Origin of the sequence: Weissella oryzae SG25 (genome assembly GCF_000691805.2) — a bacterium.
GTDB lineage: Bacteria > Bacillota > Bacilli > Lactobacillales > Lactobacillaceae > Weissella > Weissella oryzae.
Genome location: NZ_DF820490.1, coordinates 126607 through 143210, shown reverse-complemented (window position 1 = coordinate 143210; position 16604 = coordinate 126607). Strand labels below are relative to the sequence as shown.

At 35.5% G+C, this 16604-nt stretch carries 15 protein-coding genes; 4 read left to right on the top strand and 11 right to left on the bottom strand.

Translation table 11 applies throughout. From position 1 onward, the window contains the following. Positions 1-1086 precede the first annotated feature (1086 nt). The 4 genes from TT13_RS06215 to TT13_RS06200 are packed head-to-tail and all read right to left on the bottom strand — an operon-like array spanning position 1087 to position 3821. Complete coding sequence (locus TT13_RS06215; protein WP_082816191.1) at positions 1087-1479, bottom strand: DUF4176 domain-containing protein; 393 nt, start codon at positions 1477-1479, stop codon at positions 1087-1089. 19 nt (positions 1480-1498) lie between these two features. After that, on the bottom strand, positions 1499-2128 hold the full coding sequence (locus tag TT13_RS06210; protein ID WP_027699183.1) for a hypothetical protein: 630 nt from the start codon (positions 2126-2128) through the stop codon (positions 1499-1501). Between the two features lie 47 nt (positions 2129-2175). Beyond that, positions 2176-3465, bottom strand: coding sequence for a hypothetical protein (locus TT13_RS06205; RefSeq protein ID WP_052348565.1), 1290 nt, complete (start codon positions 3463-3465; stop codon positions 2176-2178). Next, positions 3456-3821: a hypothetical protein gene (locus TT13_RS06200; protein ID WP_027699182.1), complete on the bottom strand. Its 366-nt coding sequence runs from the start codon at positions 3819-3821 to the stop codon at positions 3456-3458. The genes TT13_RS06205 and TT13_RS06200 overlap by 10 nt, the downstream gene beginning before the upstream one ends. Positions 3822-4387: 566 nt before the next feature. Here TT13_RS06200 and TT13_RS06195 point away from each other — a divergent pair. Both TT13_RS06195 and TT13_RS11190 read left to right on the top strand, forming a co-directional pair. After that, positions 4388-4669, top strand: a complete 282-nt coding sequence (locus tag TT13_RS06195; RefSeq protein WP_027699181.1) for a transposase — start codon at positions 4388-4390, stop codon at positions 4667-4669. 431 nt (positions 4670-5100) lie between these two features. Then, complete coding sequence (locus tag TT13_RS11190) at positions 5101-5436, top strand: DDE-type integrase/transposase/recombinase (RefSeq protein WP_145912358.1); 336 nt, start codon at positions 5101-5103, stop codon at positions 5434-5436. Positions 5437-5489: 53 nt separating this feature from the next. On the opposite strand, the gene TT13_RS06185 is transcribed toward TT13_RS11190, so the two are convergent. Together TT13_RS06185 and TT13_RS06180 are read right to left on the bottom strand one after the other, a co-directional pair. After that, positions 5490-5870, bottom strand: a complete 381-nt coding sequence (locus TT13_RS06185) for a hypothetical protein (RefSeq protein WP_027699180.1) — start codon at positions 5868-5870, stop codon at positions 5490-5492. Positions 5871-6613: 743 nt separating this feature from the next. Further along, positions 6614-7420, bottom strand: coding sequence for a hypothetical protein (locus TT13_RS06180; protein ID WP_027699179.1), 807 nt, complete (start codon positions 7418-7420; stop codon positions 6614-6616). Between the two features lie 709 nt (positions 7421-8129). On the opposite strand from TT13_RS06180, the gene TT13_RS06175 reads away from it, so the two are divergent. Further along, complete coding sequence (locus TT13_RS06175; protein ID WP_027699178.1) at positions 8130-9299, top strand: multidrug effflux MFS transporter; 1170 nt, start codon at positions 8130-8132, stop codon at positions 9297-9299. Between the two features lie 181 nt (positions 9300-9480). Here the strand turns inward: TT13_RS06175 and TT13_RS06170 are convergent, their stop codons facing one another. Both TT13_RS06170 and TT13_RS06165 read right to left on the bottom strand, forming a co-directional pair. Continuing rightward, positions 9481-9996, bottom strand: coding sequence for a PadR family transcriptional regulator (locus TT13_RS06170; RefSeq protein WP_027699177.1), 516 nt, complete (start codon positions 9994-9996; stop codon positions 9481-9483). 9 nt (positions 9997-10005) lie between these two features. Then, positions 10006-10542 (bottom strand): phenolic acid decarboxylase, encoded by a 537-nt coding sequence (locus TT13_RS06165; RefSeq protein WP_027699176.1) that lies wholly within the window; start codon positions 10540-10542, stop codon positions 10006-10008. A 196-nt stretch (positions 10543-10738) separates the two neighbouring features. Between TT13_RS06165 and TT13_RS06160 the strand changes: the two genes are divergently transcribed. Next, entirely contained in the window at positions 10739-12019 is a 1281-nt protein-coding gene (locus TT13_RS06160; protein WP_052348564.1) for a hypothetical protein, read from the top strand. A 133-nt stretch (positions 12020-12152) separates the two neighbouring features. On the opposite strand, the gene TT13_RS06155 is transcribed toward TT13_RS06160, so the two are convergent. The 3 genes from TT13_RS06155 to TT13_RS06145 form a co-directional block, all read right to left on the bottom strand. Continuing rightward, positions 12153-13061: a LysR family transcriptional regulator gene (locus TT13_RS06155; RefSeq protein ID WP_027699175.1), complete on the bottom strand. Its 909-nt coding sequence runs from the start codon at positions 13059-13061 to the stop codon at positions 12153-12155. A 70-nt stretch (positions 13062-13131) separates the two neighbouring features. After that, entirely contained in the window at positions 13132-14892 is a 1761-nt protein-coding gene (locus TT13_RS06150) for a CocE/NonD family hydrolase (protein WP_027699174.1), read from the bottom strand. 192 nt (positions 14893-15084) lie between these two features. Beyond that, complete coding sequence (locus tag TT13_RS06145; RefSeq protein ID WP_027699173.1) at positions 15085-16554, bottom strand: hypothetical protein; 1470 nt, start codon at positions 16552-16554, stop codon at positions 15085-15087. Between the last annotated feature and the right edge of the window lie 50 nt (positions 16555-16604).

Sequence of the window (16604 nt, the reverse complement as noted above, 5' to 3'; positions counted from 1 at the left end):
TGAATGATACCGTGATTATGCTTTATTGAAGTATATGAAGTTATCAATGAACTAAGGACGACTAGTTAGAGCTAGTCGTTTTTTTATTTTCTACCATGTTGTTATGGCAGCTTATAAAAAGAAAAGGCATAAGGTAATACAGAGAATTTAACTCTAATTACCTTATGCTTTTTTAATTTAAATAATATAAGAACTTTGCTCTATTTAATTAAATAAGCACAAGGTAATATTTCAAAGAGATTACAAATATCTCTCTATCACCTTATGCTTATAATTTTATTCTTAACCTTCATACTTTAATTTTGTAAGTACTTTAAATGTCTTTGTATCAGGTATTTTGATGACACTTGATTATTTTTTCTCTGGAAGTCACAAATTATGTTTCATTCTTTTGTAATTTGATTAACGTATGCCTTATCTAAACGATCAATAAAATCCTTAGTATTCTCAACACCCATACCATATCAATATCAAGAAGCACATTTTTTTCTTCAGACAATGCACGTAACCAATGGTTCTTGTTGCCTCCATCTTCCACATTATGAACGTACAAAACACGTCCATAACCACCAGGAACCTTCATATAAGTTGGATAGTAGTTGCGGTTGAGTTCTCATAATTGTTTCGAAATTATAGCCATTATCAACCGCCATTAGCTTCTTTACACCACCACCTTCACTATATTTAAATGAATGCCACAAATCTTTTGAAGGTGTAATTACTAATGAATGGTGATCATCAACAGTAAATTGGCCCTGATGACCCAATGGCTTTAAAGTGTGACCATGTGTTCCAAATATTCGACAATTCCCACAAAGTTCTTAGTGTTTCTATCAACGGGTTTCCCTTTATGATAGGTGTTCGAATTTGTTTGATCTTCAGCCATGCCTATATGTTCCTTAGTTATTTTTGTTGAATATAACTAAAATGAGTCGGATCACAAAAACATGGTAATTTATTGATTACTTGGAAATGTTTCAAAATTGTTGCTTTATGGACAATCCACCATTGCAAAAAAAGACAGAGCTATCTAAAACTCTGTCTACTTTTCTAAATAATTTGAACTTATTTAATCCTTATTCACTTTTAAAATCCATAAGGGCCTCTGCTAGTATTAACTACTTCGGATTTCCCAGGAAGGATCTCATTTTCAGTTTCGGATGTATCAATATTAATCGTTTCTGTTTCTGTATCATAGGGTGTAAGTTCTTCCAAAATTTGGCTCAACTCATCTTGATAATGATCTTCCACATCATCGGAATATCCTTCAAACACCATTTGATCAATATCTTCAGTATTAAAATAATAGGTTTTATCAACATCCAAACCTATTGGATATAAACTTGCTGCATAGTCAAAGGTAATCGTTTTTGTTTCTTCTGAGTCGTTAAACATAAGACCACGACCTATAATGACTAATTTTAATCCCCCACCTTTTAAGGTGACGACACTGCCTAATGGTAAAAATCTACGTGACATTCTAAAACCCCTTCTATTTTTATAAATTCAATATTTTTATTCTATTATTTGTGTCTTCAAGGTTTTCCGCATCGACAAAATTATTGTACGAGGTAATATTAACCACCATTGAAAACATGAACATTGCAAATATTTGGAAAGATCCCAATGGCAAAAGAGCCACAACTAACATACAGAGCATTAGTAACCTCACTCCAATAGATGGGTTATAAATGCTTGCCTCTATATTCGGTTTAAAATCTTGTATTAACTTATTTTGTTTTTTTATCTGGGCATCTGTAAAAGAAGCGTATAAATTAGCTGCTAAAAAACCTAGTATTATTGCAGTGATCAACAAATATACATGGCCTAGATCGCTATATTCCAAAAAACCGGCGTTCAATAGTATACCCGCAATCATCGCTAATCCAACCCTAGTTCCACTACCGTTCTCACGCTCGTCAGAATTTGGAATGTAAATCCACTGCTTAGCAATCTCAGCATCTATAATTTGTCCTTTACGTGCCACGCTGACACCAGGTATTAGATTTAAAAAACCATACCAAGGCGAGCGTAACTTGAATAAAATATATTTATCCTCTTCAGTATGCGCTATAAAATATGACTCTTTAGCATCTTTGACTCTAAAAACCTCAACGGGCTGTTTCATTAAGCTCTCCTTATACAAATACGAAATACCACAAATTTGGTAAGGTTCTATTTAAATGTTGATACATTACTTTGTCCTGATAGATTCCGATAAACGTCCATTGGATCGCCAGAATACTTGTTTAAGAGTGCTTTTTGATCCTCTGAAAGTTGTGTGTTGTTAGTGATATACTCATCATTTAGCTCGGCTCGTTTCTTAAAGCCGTCGTTCTCAAACTTTTTCCACTTTTTCATCGGTGCGTCTTCAAAAAACTTGTCAATCGCAACTTGCGCGCCAACATTCCCCAGAAAAGCCGCTCCTGTCGACGCAAATCCCGTAAATGGCCCTCCAATTATACCTAGACCGTCAATAACAGTTCCGGTAATCTGACTAACACCCGTATGTACAACAGCTTGTCCAAAATCATGACTTGTTGTTAAATCATCATAAAATGTCAACCCAGAGCCAATAATTGGGACGTATTTTGATGCCCTTCCTGCTTTTGCACCAACTTTACCAACCTGCTCTGCATATTTCGATACTTGAACTAACCTTCCATTTGAAGCAAGTGCCACGGCGGCCAGATACTCACTTGAATTTTCTAAAACCTTTGACCCTTTTTCTGCTAGTTTCTCTAAGAACTTTAAAGTTCCGTCTGTAAGTGCACCCTTCTTTAAAGAATCATACAACTTATTATTTTTTTGTGATTCATGCTTTTTGAGAAGGTACTTCCCAGTACTGCTACTCACAATTGCACTATTGAGTGAGGTGACAGATTTCATCGCTGATTCAAGCTCTTGCAAACTATTCTGAAAAAGCCCTTGAATACCAGTTGAGAATTTGTGCAATTTTGTCAATTTCTTTTCAATTTTTGTGATTTCATCTTGGTAGCTTTTTGCCACAGAGTCCATTTGCTTGGACATGCCTTTAAACATACCTGCACCAAGTTCCAAAATTGGAATTTTTTCAACTGCTCTTGCTGTTTGTTTAAAATTTTCTGATTGTTGCTTAGCTGCATCTCGCAGCATACTTTTAATTTTGTGTTCCGCATTAAGTCGATCTTCGTCCAGCAGGCTTTCACCGTTAACAATGTCTTCCTGTGCCTCGTATTTTGTTAAGTCGGCCTGCACATTATCCAATGCTTTAGAAACGTTGCTAATTGCTGGGATAATCAAATCTGAGAATAACCCTTTACCTGCTGTATAAGCAGCTCCAGACAAAGTATGCCTGTCAATCGCACTGACTAAATGCTCACTACCTGATTTCAAATCTGCAATAGCCTGGTTACTTTGCTGTAAAGTTTTCTTCAAATTATTTTTCATTCCAGAAGAATCTGTACTTAAATATCTTAATCCCATGGTAGATCTCTCCGCTCTTTTTCTAACTCGTCAATCTTGTTTAATGTTTGTTTTTTCACTTGTGCAAAATACTCCTCGATTCTAGCATTCTGTTCATGAACCAACTTGTCTACTTCTGAAGCTTTTCTTGAATCTAGTGTGATTTCCTTATCAAGCGTCTTGTCCCAGCGTCGATCTCTTTCTTGCAACTCTCGTAAATTACCATAACCGGCATTTACAGTACCAATAAAGCTTATATCAGTTTGTCCAAGTGATTTTCGAAGCTTTTTAAAATCTTCCAAATCGCGTTCTTTACGCATTATTTTGGCTTTGTATTCAGCTCTTTGTTCACTGCTAATATCATTTTTGTCTGGCATATTGTCTACCTACCAAATTTTGAAGCCTGATCGTTATCTCGAGCTTCGATAATCTTGGCTATTTGTGGAAACTTTTCGGCCTGCTTTTTTCACTACTAGTTAATTTGTTTACATTATCCAGAAGCTTATTACCGACCTTCACCCCTGTTTCCATACCTTTCAAGTTACTACTAGAAAGGCTGAAGGAACCAAACTTATCTTCTGAAACTCTTTGTAAACCCGTGATTGATGAATTAGCGACATTCAAGTTTGAAGCAATCTTTCCGATTTATTTATACACTCTCTTAATATCAAATTCGTGATTTAATTAACACAACCCATAAAAGTATACAATATCATGAGATATAAATGAAGTTTTATTTTAGTTATAACACTCGTAAATATTAGCAATAAAAAAGCCAGGCCCTAAAACCTGACTGAAATCAACTATTCAAATGCTCTATCAACTTTAAAATCTGAGTTCAGTTTCAATGATGCTGTATACTCTCCACCATCTTTTGCTCCTATACTAAAAATATGGACCGATTAAGTTCGTGTCTGTTAATTTTAGTATAGGAGATTTTTTTATGACAAAACGAATGGCAGGAAAACGTTATTCCACTGATTTTAAAGATTCTATGATTAAGCTTTATCACGAAGGAAATTCATTTACAGAATTATCTGTTCAATATGGAGTATCTGCAGATTCAATTAGACATTGGGTTAGACAGGCTACGCCTGTCACTAAAGATGAAAAAGGCAAGCTTATTACAGATAAAGAATTTAAAAAGCTTCAAAAAGAATTAGCAATTGCAAAGGAAGAATTAGAAATTTTAAAAAGAGCGGCAATCCTACTCGCAAAACATTAAAGCGAGTCAATGGATTGCCGCTAATTAAAGATTTATTAGCACAGGGTTATCTACTCACTAGAATTTTGAAGGCCTTAGGTAAATAAATCAACGTATTTTAATTGGCTAAAATGGGTGCCAAGTCCTACTGAAAAACGTCGATTAATATTAAAAAAGCCGTTATGCAAATTTGGAGTAATAATAGAGTGTACGGTTGTCGTCGAATTAGTAAGTATTCAAAAACAAATGAGCAAACTCCAACTATAAGTAACTATATGGCTCTTAAATTAATACGTCAGCTAAACATTAGATCAATCATGGTTAAACGTTACCGCAAACCGACAACGAAGAATAATTACACTCAACAGGAAAATATAATTAAAAAATTTGATGATTTATCAGGGATTTGGAGCACAGATATTACATATCTATAACTAGTTAATAGACAGTGGATTTATTTGGCAACTGCATATAATCCGGAAACGCGAAGCGTTTTAAGCTACAAAATTGGAAAGCAGATGACGTCTGAGCTAGCCCTAGTCCCCATATTAGATGCGCTTAATCATTTTAGGAACCCACACATAATTCATAGTGATATGGGAAGCCAGTATACAAGCTTTAATTTTGAAGATGTTTTAAAAGCAAATAAAATAAAACATTCATATTCATTAAAAGAGTATCCATATGATAACGGCCGTATAGAAGCTTTCCATTCCATTCTCAAGAGAGAGATGATTTATCAAAGAAAATTCAGAAGTATTGATGAAATCGAATTAGCTGTAGGGTAACTATATCTATTGGTTTAATAATGAAAGAATCTCGTTTGTTCAGTAGAAACTTTTTAGTCCATTTTATTGACATATGAGCATATAAAAGTGACCGTGATAATAAGGGCTAGAATCAATAACACCACAAATAAAACAAACAACATAGCCAAAGACCACGCGTACGGGCAGAGATAATACTCTAAATATTTCCAGCCCACTAGTGCAATATCATTCACCTTTAATTGGCTGGCAACATTATCTAGAATAAATTGGTTTTCCCCCTCAAGGTGCTCTCTATAATGCTTCTTGATATTTTCATATCCTTGTAAAACAACTTCTTCCTCTTTTTCGAAAAATAACTTATCACGAGTAACTGCACTTTTAGGAACATTCACATCCACTTCTTCACTTTGAAGAAACTGATCAAATCGAAGCATTTCTCTAGCTAGCCTCATAAGATTGCTCCTTGCTAAATAGTTCTGACTCAACTACCCAATAAATAATAAATCCTATCGCCATGAACAAAAGCCCATACATAGAAACAAGAGAATATAAATCATTCACCCGCATATTCCACTCCTTTTTTGGCTTAAAATAACCTAATATTCAACTACTCTTTTGAGTAGTAGTATCACAAAAAAATACACAGTTCTTAGAACTGCAAATAAAAAAGTCCCTCAAATGAGGGACTTTCTGAATAACTGCATCATACTTTTTAGAATGTAACAATGAGATTACAAATCAAAAAAATAAACTAATGATACAGTTCGGAAAGCTTGATATAACAAGCAATCTCGAGCCCCTGTATCATTAGTTTAATTTGTAACATAGTCGATATATTTAAGCATTTGCTACTGCGTACCATAGAAACGCTAGTATTAATAATATTATAAGGAAGTTGATACCAGCTGATAGATTTTCATTGATGTAACCTAATACATCTAACACGGTTTTAACTACTATTACTCCAATTAATATGACTATTACTAACATGATAAATTCGCTCCTTACTCCAATTCAGCTAAGGACAATAAATATACAAAACTTACAGACACGAATCTCTGTATCACAAATTCAATAATATCAGTGCCATATTCAAGTCTAATGTAATCCCATCCCATAAACGTAGATATCATCAATATGGAGAGTTACGCCTTCAATTTTGACAGTAACTTCCAGTGATAATATTCTTCAGCCTTTAGATATGCTCTTTATAGTTGTTGTTAATTTCAGATGGTTCACCCAAGTTCAACCATGCTGCTTCCTCACCATATAAATATCTTTGAACTTTGGTTATTTGGCTTGGATCTCTTCTTCTCTTCAAACTTGTAATGGAAGAAAACATTCTTGGAACTATTTCTATAAAGAGCAGTGCCCAGGAAACAGCTTTAATAAAAACTGGTAAGGGCATAATTATAAGTACTACATAAGCTATTAATGGTACAACAATAGTCCACCTCTGATTGCTCATAATTTGAATTTGAATTGTTTTTCCTAATTTTGTTAATAACACGCTATTCTCTTGATATTTTTTTAAGTTGAGCTGTATTCTTAAAATTCCTAAGACGCTCCCCATCATTATTGCAAGTAATATTAAAAGTACATTTTTAATATTTAAGAACCATAACCAATCTGGTGATTGCATAAAAGTATTTGACAGAAAAATTAGAATAGCTGAAAAGCCACCTAAACTGATTAATGTTCTATCAACTGCATTGTTGTCAATGGCTTGCTTTGCATCTGCTTCAGATAGTTTATAAGCTTGCCATGTAGATTTTTTAAGAAAAAGATTTTTGAAACTATCGTGTTTTACTAGGAAATAATAGTTATCTTGTGTTTTGAGGATAGTATAGTATGGTGTTCCAATAACTGCATAGGATTCTATAATCCCCCAGTTATCGGAATGTACTTCTGCCTTTAAAAGCTCTTTATTATCAAGCTTTTCAATCAATAAAAACTTATTAGCCACATACTTAATAAGATAAAATATCCCAAAAATAATCATACCAATGATGAAACAGATTATAAAAAAAGCATAAATTCCTCCTTAATCCATCAGTGTTCAAGCTTTGGGTTGTTAACATTTTCGAAAGCCTCGTCAGAGAGTGATTCATTTATTTTATTTTTTCGCAGCGTACATAGACTTTTAGCCCAGCATTGGCGGCGTCATATGTTTCATTTATAAAAAACATTCTAAACATACCTATAAACTAGAAATGTAAGTTATTGTGTTGATTAATGAAAGTCATTGTATATAAGTATATCGTTTTTATAAATACTTTCAAAAATTAGTGACGCTTATATTAGATAATCTTATAATTCCTTGCATGTACATTCATTTGATATTAGTGGCATACTGACATATAAATGAAAAACATGATAATGATTCGCAAAAAATAATCATGCAACCTTAGATTTTATTTTGTTAAGAGGAAACATAACATGCTAAGAACCAAGATTGTATATAACTATTTGAACTCCACTCCGCCCAATAAACATCAAAAATACTCAATTCCAATAATTCAATTTGCCATCTAAAAACCCTATTAACCAACAAAATTTGACAATCCCCCGTTAATATGAAATAGTTACTACTTATGTATATAACGAGAGGAGGTATCGAGATGATTTCATATGCTATATTCATTTCATGTGCCGCTGTAAGTGATCAAGGACGTTTTTCTGTTATTTAAGATTAATAAAGGAGAAATAATGTGATTAACGTCCTAAAAAAACAACCATCAATTTTAATTATTATTGCCTTAATTGGCTTTCCACAAATTAGTGAATCTATTTTCACCCCTATCTTGCCAGCGATGAGTGCGGGTATGCAGATTTCTGCTCAAACGACCCAATTAACCATGAGCACATATTTTTTTATGTTTGCTTTTGGTGTTTTATTCTTCGGCTGGTTTTCAGATAAAGTGGGTCGCAAACCAGCTATCTTACTTGGGTTGATAATTTATTTGCTTGGTAATTTAGGCCTGTTGTACTCTCCTAACTTTGAATGGATTCTTATATTCCGAGTTGTTCAAGCCTTTGGTGCAGCTGCGGGATCGGTTATTACACAAACGATTATGCGTGAATCATTTCATGGTATCGAAGGAGAAAAAGTTTTTGCTAAAGTAGGCGCTGCATTAGCTTTATCACCGGCATTAGGGCCTATTATTGGTGGCTTTTTACAGTCCATTTATGGATATCGCAGTGTCTTTTCTGCTTTAATTGTGATGGCCGTTATGCTGGTGTTTTACATTAGTTTGCGTTTGCCTGAAACACGAAACCCACAATTAATTGAAAAAGATTTGAACTGGTTTAATGTCATCAAACAATTAGCGAAAAGCCCCAAGGTATGGGGCTATGCGCTGCTAATAAGTGGTGTTAATGGTATCTTGTTCAGTTACTATGCTGAAGCACCGTTTGTATTCATGGAGGGTTTTAAGTTGTCAGCTGTTCAATATGGCTGGACAGGTCTTATCATTGCAGTAGCTAGTTTATCAGGAGCCATTCTTGCTAATCACTTAGTTACACATTACACACCATACCAGTTGATAAAAACTAGCTTACTAGTATCATTAATTGGTGCTGGACTAATGCTTTACGGCGCACAGCAACATTTAGTTATAATGTTGATTGCCATATTGATTGTATTTATTGGTTTGAATATACTTTTACCAATTGTTTTGAGTCAAGCGTTAGTTGGCTTTGAAAATATTATTGGAACAGCTAGCGGCTTGTTCAGCTTTGCTTATTACATTTTAATTAGTATACTAACCTATCTCATAACCGTAATACATAATGGTAGTCTGTTTGCTCTACCAGTGTATATTCTAGTTATGTTAATTGGTATGTCTTTAAGCCTTACCTTACTTAATATTCGGAAATAATTAATAGTAATAGAGATGACTCTACCTATTTATGTTTACAAAACCATGTAATTGTATAGCAAACTACCATCATGGTTATAAAAACACCTCAGCAGTATTTACACTAAATGCTGCTGAGGTGTTTTTACGCAATACAATAACGGTGGCTGTCTTAACCATAATTATTGCTTTGTCTATTAAATTATTGGTGCCGTTTTAACCATAAAATATGATTTTCTTCACGTTCAATGGCTCGATCAAGTATTAAGTAATGACCATATTGACTATGGATTGCTGCTTGATTAGGAAATAGCTGTGCTTTCCTTGCTAATAAATGAGCTAGTTTCGAATCATGCAGTTCAAGGGTTGATTGTAAGAGATACTGTAAAATGTCGGAACCTTCATCAGCAATAAAATATATTTTTAAAGACGTTAAGGCATCATTACCTTCATTAATTGGTTCTAATAACCAATTATGCAAAGCTTCTTGTCCCGTGTTAGTTAAAGTATAAGAAGATTCGCGCGCATTTCCTTCAGATTTTTCAATCCACTGGTCTGTAATCATTTTATTCAATTCAGGATAAAGTTGACTATGAGATGCCTTCCAAAATTCCCCGATTTCATTATTAAATTCATCAAGAATTTCGTAAGCAGTCGTTTTACCCTTTTGTGACAAAATTCCGAGAATTACATAGGGTAAGATTCTAGGTCTAGGCATGTTAGTTAATTACCTGCTAATTCGTTGATAGTTTGCATCAAAGTAGCGTCCTTCACGAATGTCAGTAGGCATCCCTGCATAAGGTGCTTCCGAAATTACTTCATCGTTATCCTCACCAGCATCCCCCATGTAAGTGATTTTAGCGAATTCAGGCACTACTAACTTAGGATATGTCTCATATTTTTCACGAGAAGCTTCCATTAAGTCGATATGCTCGTTTTGGAAAGTAACGGTGATCTCAGGGTGCTCCTCAACCCACTTTGGGAAGAAAATTGTTCCATGTAGCTTCAACTCGTTAGGCATAAAGTCTAAAGCGACATCGGTACCAGTTGGCTCAGTCCAAGAAATTTTATAGACACCCTCAGTTAACATTACAATATCGGCCTGTTGGTCTTTAACCCAGCGACCGGCAACCATACCACCATGAATACGATAATCAACAGTATGGTCATTTTTAGCGTACCATTCATACTCCCAACCATTATCATAAGTATAGATAAAGTGCGTACCTAAAAAGTCTGCAAGTGTTTTAAATGTTTTAGTCATAATATTAGTTCCCCTTTTTATTTAACTATGTGATTAGTTTATGTCGTTATCGACATAAAGTCAACAATTAAATTTACTTAACTTAACTAAATTATCTATAAATAATAGCAGAGAAAAGCTGGTGTTTACTTAACATTCATCATATAGCTGGCATAATGGTATTATCAAGTTAAAATAACAACGTTAGGAATTTATAATGTCAGTCAGTTTTTATTTTTTGAACTTTATTGCTAATATGGGAATCATTTTACCCTACTTCATAGTGTTAAATGCTTATAATTACTATCAGCGCCCTTTGCTTCTAGTAGTATTAATTGTTATTTATGCTAGTCGCTCGATTGGAGTAATACTCTTAAATACGAGATTTACCCCATTAAATAATCTTTTAATGGGAACCGTCACAGGGATGCTTGGCGCAGGCCTATTAAGTTTATTTCAATTGAATCTTATAACAGCAATATTTGCTGGTATCTTATTGGGTTATCATTCGTCGACACTATGGCCACTTTTTCTTGCAGGAAAAACGGACTTGAGCGGTCAATATAAGATAAACAAACGGAATACTTGGCTAGTCTTTTTAGCCTTAGTCCTTGGCTTAATCATCATATTAACTAGCTTAATTCCTAGATACAGTTATCAAATTAATTTTGCCCTCTATCTCTTATTATGTTTATTATCAATTCCAGCTGCTTTTAAAATGACACGAGCAATTCTTAGTAAGCATGAACCAGTTAATTTACCAAAACGTTCTAACTGGTTATTGATAGCAGCCATAATTCTTTTTGCTAGCCGATTGGTTTTATATATGCTTTCAAAAAACGTTTTGCTGAATTACTGGCCAGACTTGATTGCAATAGGCTTGCTGATTCTCTTAACGTTAAAGTTAATAATCGTTAATCGAAACTATGACAATCGATTAACGTTTGCTTTAACTCTTTTAAGAGGGGGATTAATGACCTATGTGCTCTTCTTTGCGCCATTTTATGGTTTTGCTTGGTTCAAATCAAATGCAACCTTATTTATCTATGGTTTATATTTGTTGGGTTTTGAAAGTGGTGCAATTATAGTAAAAAAGTTATCAATTCAGCCAACCTTTCTGCTGGGTTTGGGATTAATCTTATCTGCGATGCCGTTTAAAAGTACTTATTTATTGGGAATTTTGGCTTGTACAGTATACCTGGGTTATTTAAATCCTTATCTGAATGAACAGCATATTCATGGTGATATATTTAACCGCGGGAGTGGTATTATTCATAAGTATCACCTCTCGACCTTTGGTAGCCAAATTGGCTATGCTGTAATCTTCTTGTTATTAATAACTTTTGCTTATTTGAAAAAAGTAAATATCACGAGCTTTTTAATGACTAAAGATACAACTATGCAGGCGAATATTTATGTATTAAATCTTATCCTGATTTGCATGTTGTTAAGCTTCATTATTTTAGGTCGTCAACATTTAAAGCAAAATGACATTTAGCTTCTATGCTTAGCAAGGTTAGTTATTAGTACCGGGCTATTATTTACTAAAATCTAAAAAGCCTGTACTTTCCTAAAGTAAATGGAAAGTACAGGCTTTTAATTTATTAGCAACGCTCGAATATAACTTAAAATTACTCCTTAACTGCGATTTGCCTAAGATATTTAAACAGTTGTTTAACTGTAGCGTTCTTATTCTGTGTATTAATAGCCAGATAGATATCTTGAGCTTCATCGACATCAGTTAAATCGGCAATTTTTATATTATATTTACTAGCCAAATCACCTTGATTCATGGCTGAATATAGAAAAGATAGACCATTCCCCAAAGCAGTCATCGATAGACCCTGCCCTAAGCTTTTTACATAATAATTAGCAGTTAGATTAAAGCCATTTTCCAGTCCTTTATTTAGCACATAATCAACAATAATTGGTGATTTATCACGGTCAAGTAAAATAAAAGTTTCATTAGCTAGTTTATCAAAAGATAAGACTGAATATTTGCTTAATGGATGATCAGCTGGTAAAGCAATTTGTAAGTGATTTTCAATAAAAGCGACCTTTTTAAATTGTGCTTTTCGATTTACATAAGGTAAAAGCGAGAAAATCAAGTCATAAGTGCCAGCTTCTAGTCCTTTAGTCAAATTAGTTGGATTATCAGGTGTAAAAATCATTTCAATATGTTGATTTATCTGTTTATAAGCACTTAAAGTAGCATACATCTTTTGTAAATCGAAATTTTCAAGGTAACCAATCCGAATGTATTCGACAGGACTAGTGACCGTTGGACTTGAGTCAAAGATATGTGTCAATTTATCAGCAGCTTCTAACACTTTAACCGCTTCTGGCAAGAAAATTTGTCCGTCTTTTGATAATTTTAGTGTATGGCTTTGCCGAATAAATAATTTACGGCCAAGCTCGGTTTCGAGCTCCTTAATATGCCGACTTAAAGTTGGTTGTGAGATAAACAATTTATCGGCCACTCTAGTTAAGTTACCCTCAGTTGCAACTTGTACAAAATAGCTTAAACTTGTGAGATTCATAATTTCCCCAGTAAAAAAAGATTTATAGTATCTAAACTATAAATCTTTTAGCTGACAAAGGCTAGTTAAACTAATCACCCATAATTGGTAATTGTAGATACGATAAATATTGGCCACCTGTATGCAAAATGTGCGTGCCTTGATTATCTGGTGTAGCACCAGGTGTTCCAGGCATAACTGAGCCAAGCTCGTTTTTTGAGCTAATCATCACGCGTAAAGTTTCGCCAGCTTGATACGTTAGGCCAATTGGGCTGAGAATGATGTCTAGTGCAACAATTTCATTTTTAGCTAATTTTTCAATCCGGTCAAAGCTATATGCTGGAAGCTCGTCTGTTGATTCTGCTGCATCTAAATGGCGCATTGAAGCCCGCAAACGTCCCCAAGCTCCTTTATATCTTAATGCAGATGCACCTTCTTGTGTAAAGTCCTGCAAAGCGGCTCCATGATTTGGCACAACAAATTCGCTTAATACATTGCCGAATTTATCTAACTTTTGAAGCCAAACAAAGACATCCATATCGTCATAATCAGCAGCCTCCATGAATAATTTAATCTTAGGGTAACCCACTAGAGTCGTAGCCGTATCAAAGGTTAATTGGAATGATGTTCGTCCAGGTACCGTGTTGGTTAGATATTTTACAGGTATATCGCTTGCTTCGGGCTTTAATTGCAGGGTTCTTGTAAGTGGATTGAGATAGAATTTTTGGTTTGTCACCTGTTTTGGTGGGAAACTTTCAGCTGGAATATCCGTTTGATTATTCCCTTGGAAACCAATTAATGAATAACGAACTTTGGGTGTGGTTTCCCAACCATTTGCTTTATCCAACAGGTAATAATCAAAGAAGCGTCGTAATTCTTCAACATTGGCCTTGTCATAATAATAAGGCCATTCTTGACGGTCATGGATACGAAGCCATTTTTTCTTTGAACCAAGGGCGCGCCATGAACGGAAAGTCCCCATTGTATGCAAGGTATTTGAATAACTAGCAATTACAAAGGCGGGTATTTTAATCTTACTTGGATCTGCAACCTTATCCTTCCAAATGGCAGCATTAGCCAATGGTGCAGCATCCATTTCTTTAGTTAAATCTTCGCGTTTTGCGCAAAGTGCGCTAACGTGATTCACTGCTAGCCGCTCGATAAAGTTTTTATCGGGGATACCGCCAATGAAAGCTAAATCACGATAACCATCGGCTAACCCTTCAGTTGGGTTAATTACTGTTAAATGTGGTGGCATTGTTGCGGCAATATACCATTGAGAAAAGGCCAAGTAAGAGGTCCCAGTGAGGGCTGTTTTACCATTTGACCAATTTTGTTGCGCAATCCATTCAATTAAATCATAACCGTCCTCTGCTTCTTGTGAACCTAACATAGTAGTATTACCTTCACTATGGGCAATTCCCCGCATATCAGGGTTTACAACGGCATACCCATGCTGAGTCCAATAAGCTGGGTCCGGTGCCTCAAACTTGGTTAGGCCAGAATTCCAAGCATTTCCTATACCTAACATATTAAATAAGTTTTTATAACGGGGTGCGGTACCAGCACTCTTGCCATAAGGGCTCCAAGCAATTAGAGCCGGTACCGGTTCGTTGCTTACTGGTAAATAAACATCCGTATAGATTTTTACGCCATCACGAAGCATCACGGGAACATCTTTTAACATACGAATATCTGCTTCAAGTGGCTTAAAACCAGGGGCAATTTGTGTTCCCTGCTTAAGAATTAATTCCTTTGATTCAAAAGGGCTTAGTACGCCATGTTCAATGCCATTGTCAATATATGGGAATGATGGACTAAATTGCATGTCCTTAGTAATTTCAACTGTCATATTTTACCTCCAGCGTTCTGTGCTTTCTTTACGCTTTAAGTATATGGAGGTTAGGCAGACTTGTATAATATCAACCTTGTATATCATTTTTTATAATATTGTGCTATTCATAAAATGAATAGCACCTTAAATAATAATAGCCGGTAGCCTCAGTGGAATGTTGAAAGTTACCGGCTATTTAAGTAAGGTTGATTAACTTCGTTTCTTAATAAAGCCGGCACTAATTGTGATGAATAAGCCAGTTAGCATTGCTAACAAACTATCCCCCGCTTTAACTTCTCCGGTTTCAGGTAAACTAACTGTATTTTGACTGGTTAGGCTCTGCCCTTTTTGCATCGTATTAGCTGGTGCGACCGCCTGCATGAAGGTTAGAGTTTGGTGAGTTGTTGCATTGGTAATTGAGGTAATCGGCACTAAGCTGTTTGTATCCCCACTCGCATTGGCAGGATTAGTTTTTGTAGCTGTAGCACTATTAGCCAGGTCAGCTGAGCTGGCAGAAGTAACTAAACCAGTATTACTTCTTAAGTCTGCAGCTAATTTTGCTTCGGCAGAAATTAAAATTGATTCAGTTACACTTGATGCGACCGTTGTACTGTCTATTGCTGCTTGAGCCGATGTAATTGGTGCCAAGATACTGGAAATGATTATTGAAGCTGGCACTAAGGAAGTTAGTGAGGCAGTGACTGAGTTGGCTGATTGCGCAATGTCTGCGTAAGATTCAGCAGGAGCATCTACGAAGGTTGATAAATCAAATAGTGCGAAGGAATAAAATGAGTGTATAAACTGCGCTGCAAAGCTATTGATAGAAGCAGTGTCAGTTGTTGCATTATAAGCTGTTAAAGAATAATTGAAAGCCGCCGTGGTTGAATCAATTGCGACGGCATCAGTATACATCACAGTAGCCGCACTTAGAGCTGGGTCAGAACTGTCTGCCACAGCTAAGCTTGCTGCGATTGAACTATCTATAGCTCTTTCGATTATGGATGAAACAGTTGCGCTTGCATCGGGCATTGTCGCTTGAATAGCAGCAAAAGAATTTGTGCTAGCAACTGATTTAGATATATTACTTGCTAACACAGATTGATATACGTCTAGCAATGCATCTGAGGAGGCAGCAATGCTACCATCTGCATCAACTAAGGAGCTAATAAGAGATTGGTCAAAAGAAATGACTGCTTGATTGGAATGTTTGGCGGCTATTGAGGTGAGCTGAGCCTCAATAGAATCAAAAACTACATCAGCCAGGCTACTTGCGAACAGCTGTTCACTTTCTGCAACAGAGATGGCAGACTGGTAACTAATATAAGCAGCTTGGGATACTTGATTTGCACTTGAAATTTGGTCTGACAAGTCAGAAGGTATCTGACTTGCAAAACTTTGGACGACATCGAGCGTTGCGTTTACCGCTATCGCATTGCTATTTGCTTGGTCAATGGCGCCAGGCATGGTGGCAGAAGCACTGTCATAGGCAGCGCTGGCAACGGACACGCCGACTTGAGCCGAACTGACTGCTGCACGGTCAGCAGCAATTAACGAATCATAAGCATTGGCCGCACTACTTGTTTGCACCGTATCTGCATAAACAGAATTTGCTTTAGTTGCGGTAACTCCTAAAGCCGTGGTCATTGCGATAATTGTCGTTGCTTTTCCTACCCTACCCATTAAAATATATCTCCTAATTTTATAAACTATTTTCTACTTTAAACCTATTT

Coding starts and splice junctions, on each gene's coding strand:
- TT13_RS06215 (WP_082816191.1), bottom strand. CDS start 1,479: ATGTCACGTAGATTTTTACCATTAGGCAGTGTCGTCACCTTAAAAGGT.
- TT13_RS06210 (WP_027699183.1), bottom strand. CDS start 2,128: ATGAAACAGCCCGTTGAGGTTTTTAGAGTCAAAGATGCTAAAGAGTCA.
- TT13_RS06205 (WP_052348565.1), bottom strand. CDS start 3,465: ATGGGATTAAGATATTTAAGTACAGATTCTTCTGGAATGAAAAATAAT.
- TT13_RS06200 (WP_027699182.1), bottom strand. CDS start 3,821: ATGCCAGACAAAAATGATATTAGCAGTGAACAAAGAGCTGAATACAAA.
- TT13_RS06195 (WP_027699181.1), top strand. CDS start 4,388: ATGACAAAACGAATGGCAGGAAAACGTTATTCCACTGATTTTAAAGAT.
- TT13_RS06185 (WP_027699180.1), bottom strand. CDS start 5,870: ATGAGGCTAGCTAGAGAAATGCTTCGATTTGATCAGTTTCTTCAAAGT.
- TT13_RS06180 (WP_027699179.1), bottom strand. CDS start 7,420: ATGATTATTTTTGGGATATTTTATCTTATTAAGTATGTGGCTAATAAG.
- TT13_RS06170 (WP_027699177.1), bottom strand. CDS start 9,996: ATGCCTAGACCTAGAATCTTACCCTATGTAATTCTCGGAATTTTGTCA.
- TT13_RS06165 (WP_027699176.1), bottom strand. CDS start 10,542: ATGACTAAAACATTTAAAACACTTGCAGACTTTTTAGGTACGCACTTT.
- TT13_RS06160 (WP_052348564.1), top strand. CDS start 10,739: ATGTCAGTCAGTTTTTATTTTTTGAACTTTATTGCTAATATGGGAATC.
- TT13_RS06155 (WP_027699175.1), bottom strand. CDS start 13,061: ATGAATCTCACAAGTTTAAGCTATTTTGTACAAGTTGCAACTGAGGGT.
- TT13_RS06150 (WP_027699174.1), bottom strand. CDS start 14,892: ATGACAGTTGAAATTACTAAGGACATGCAATTTAGTCCATCATTCCCA.
- TT13_RS06145 (WP_027699173.1), bottom strand. CDS start 16,554: ATGGGTAGGGTAGGAAAAGCAACGACAATTATCGCAATGACCACGGCT.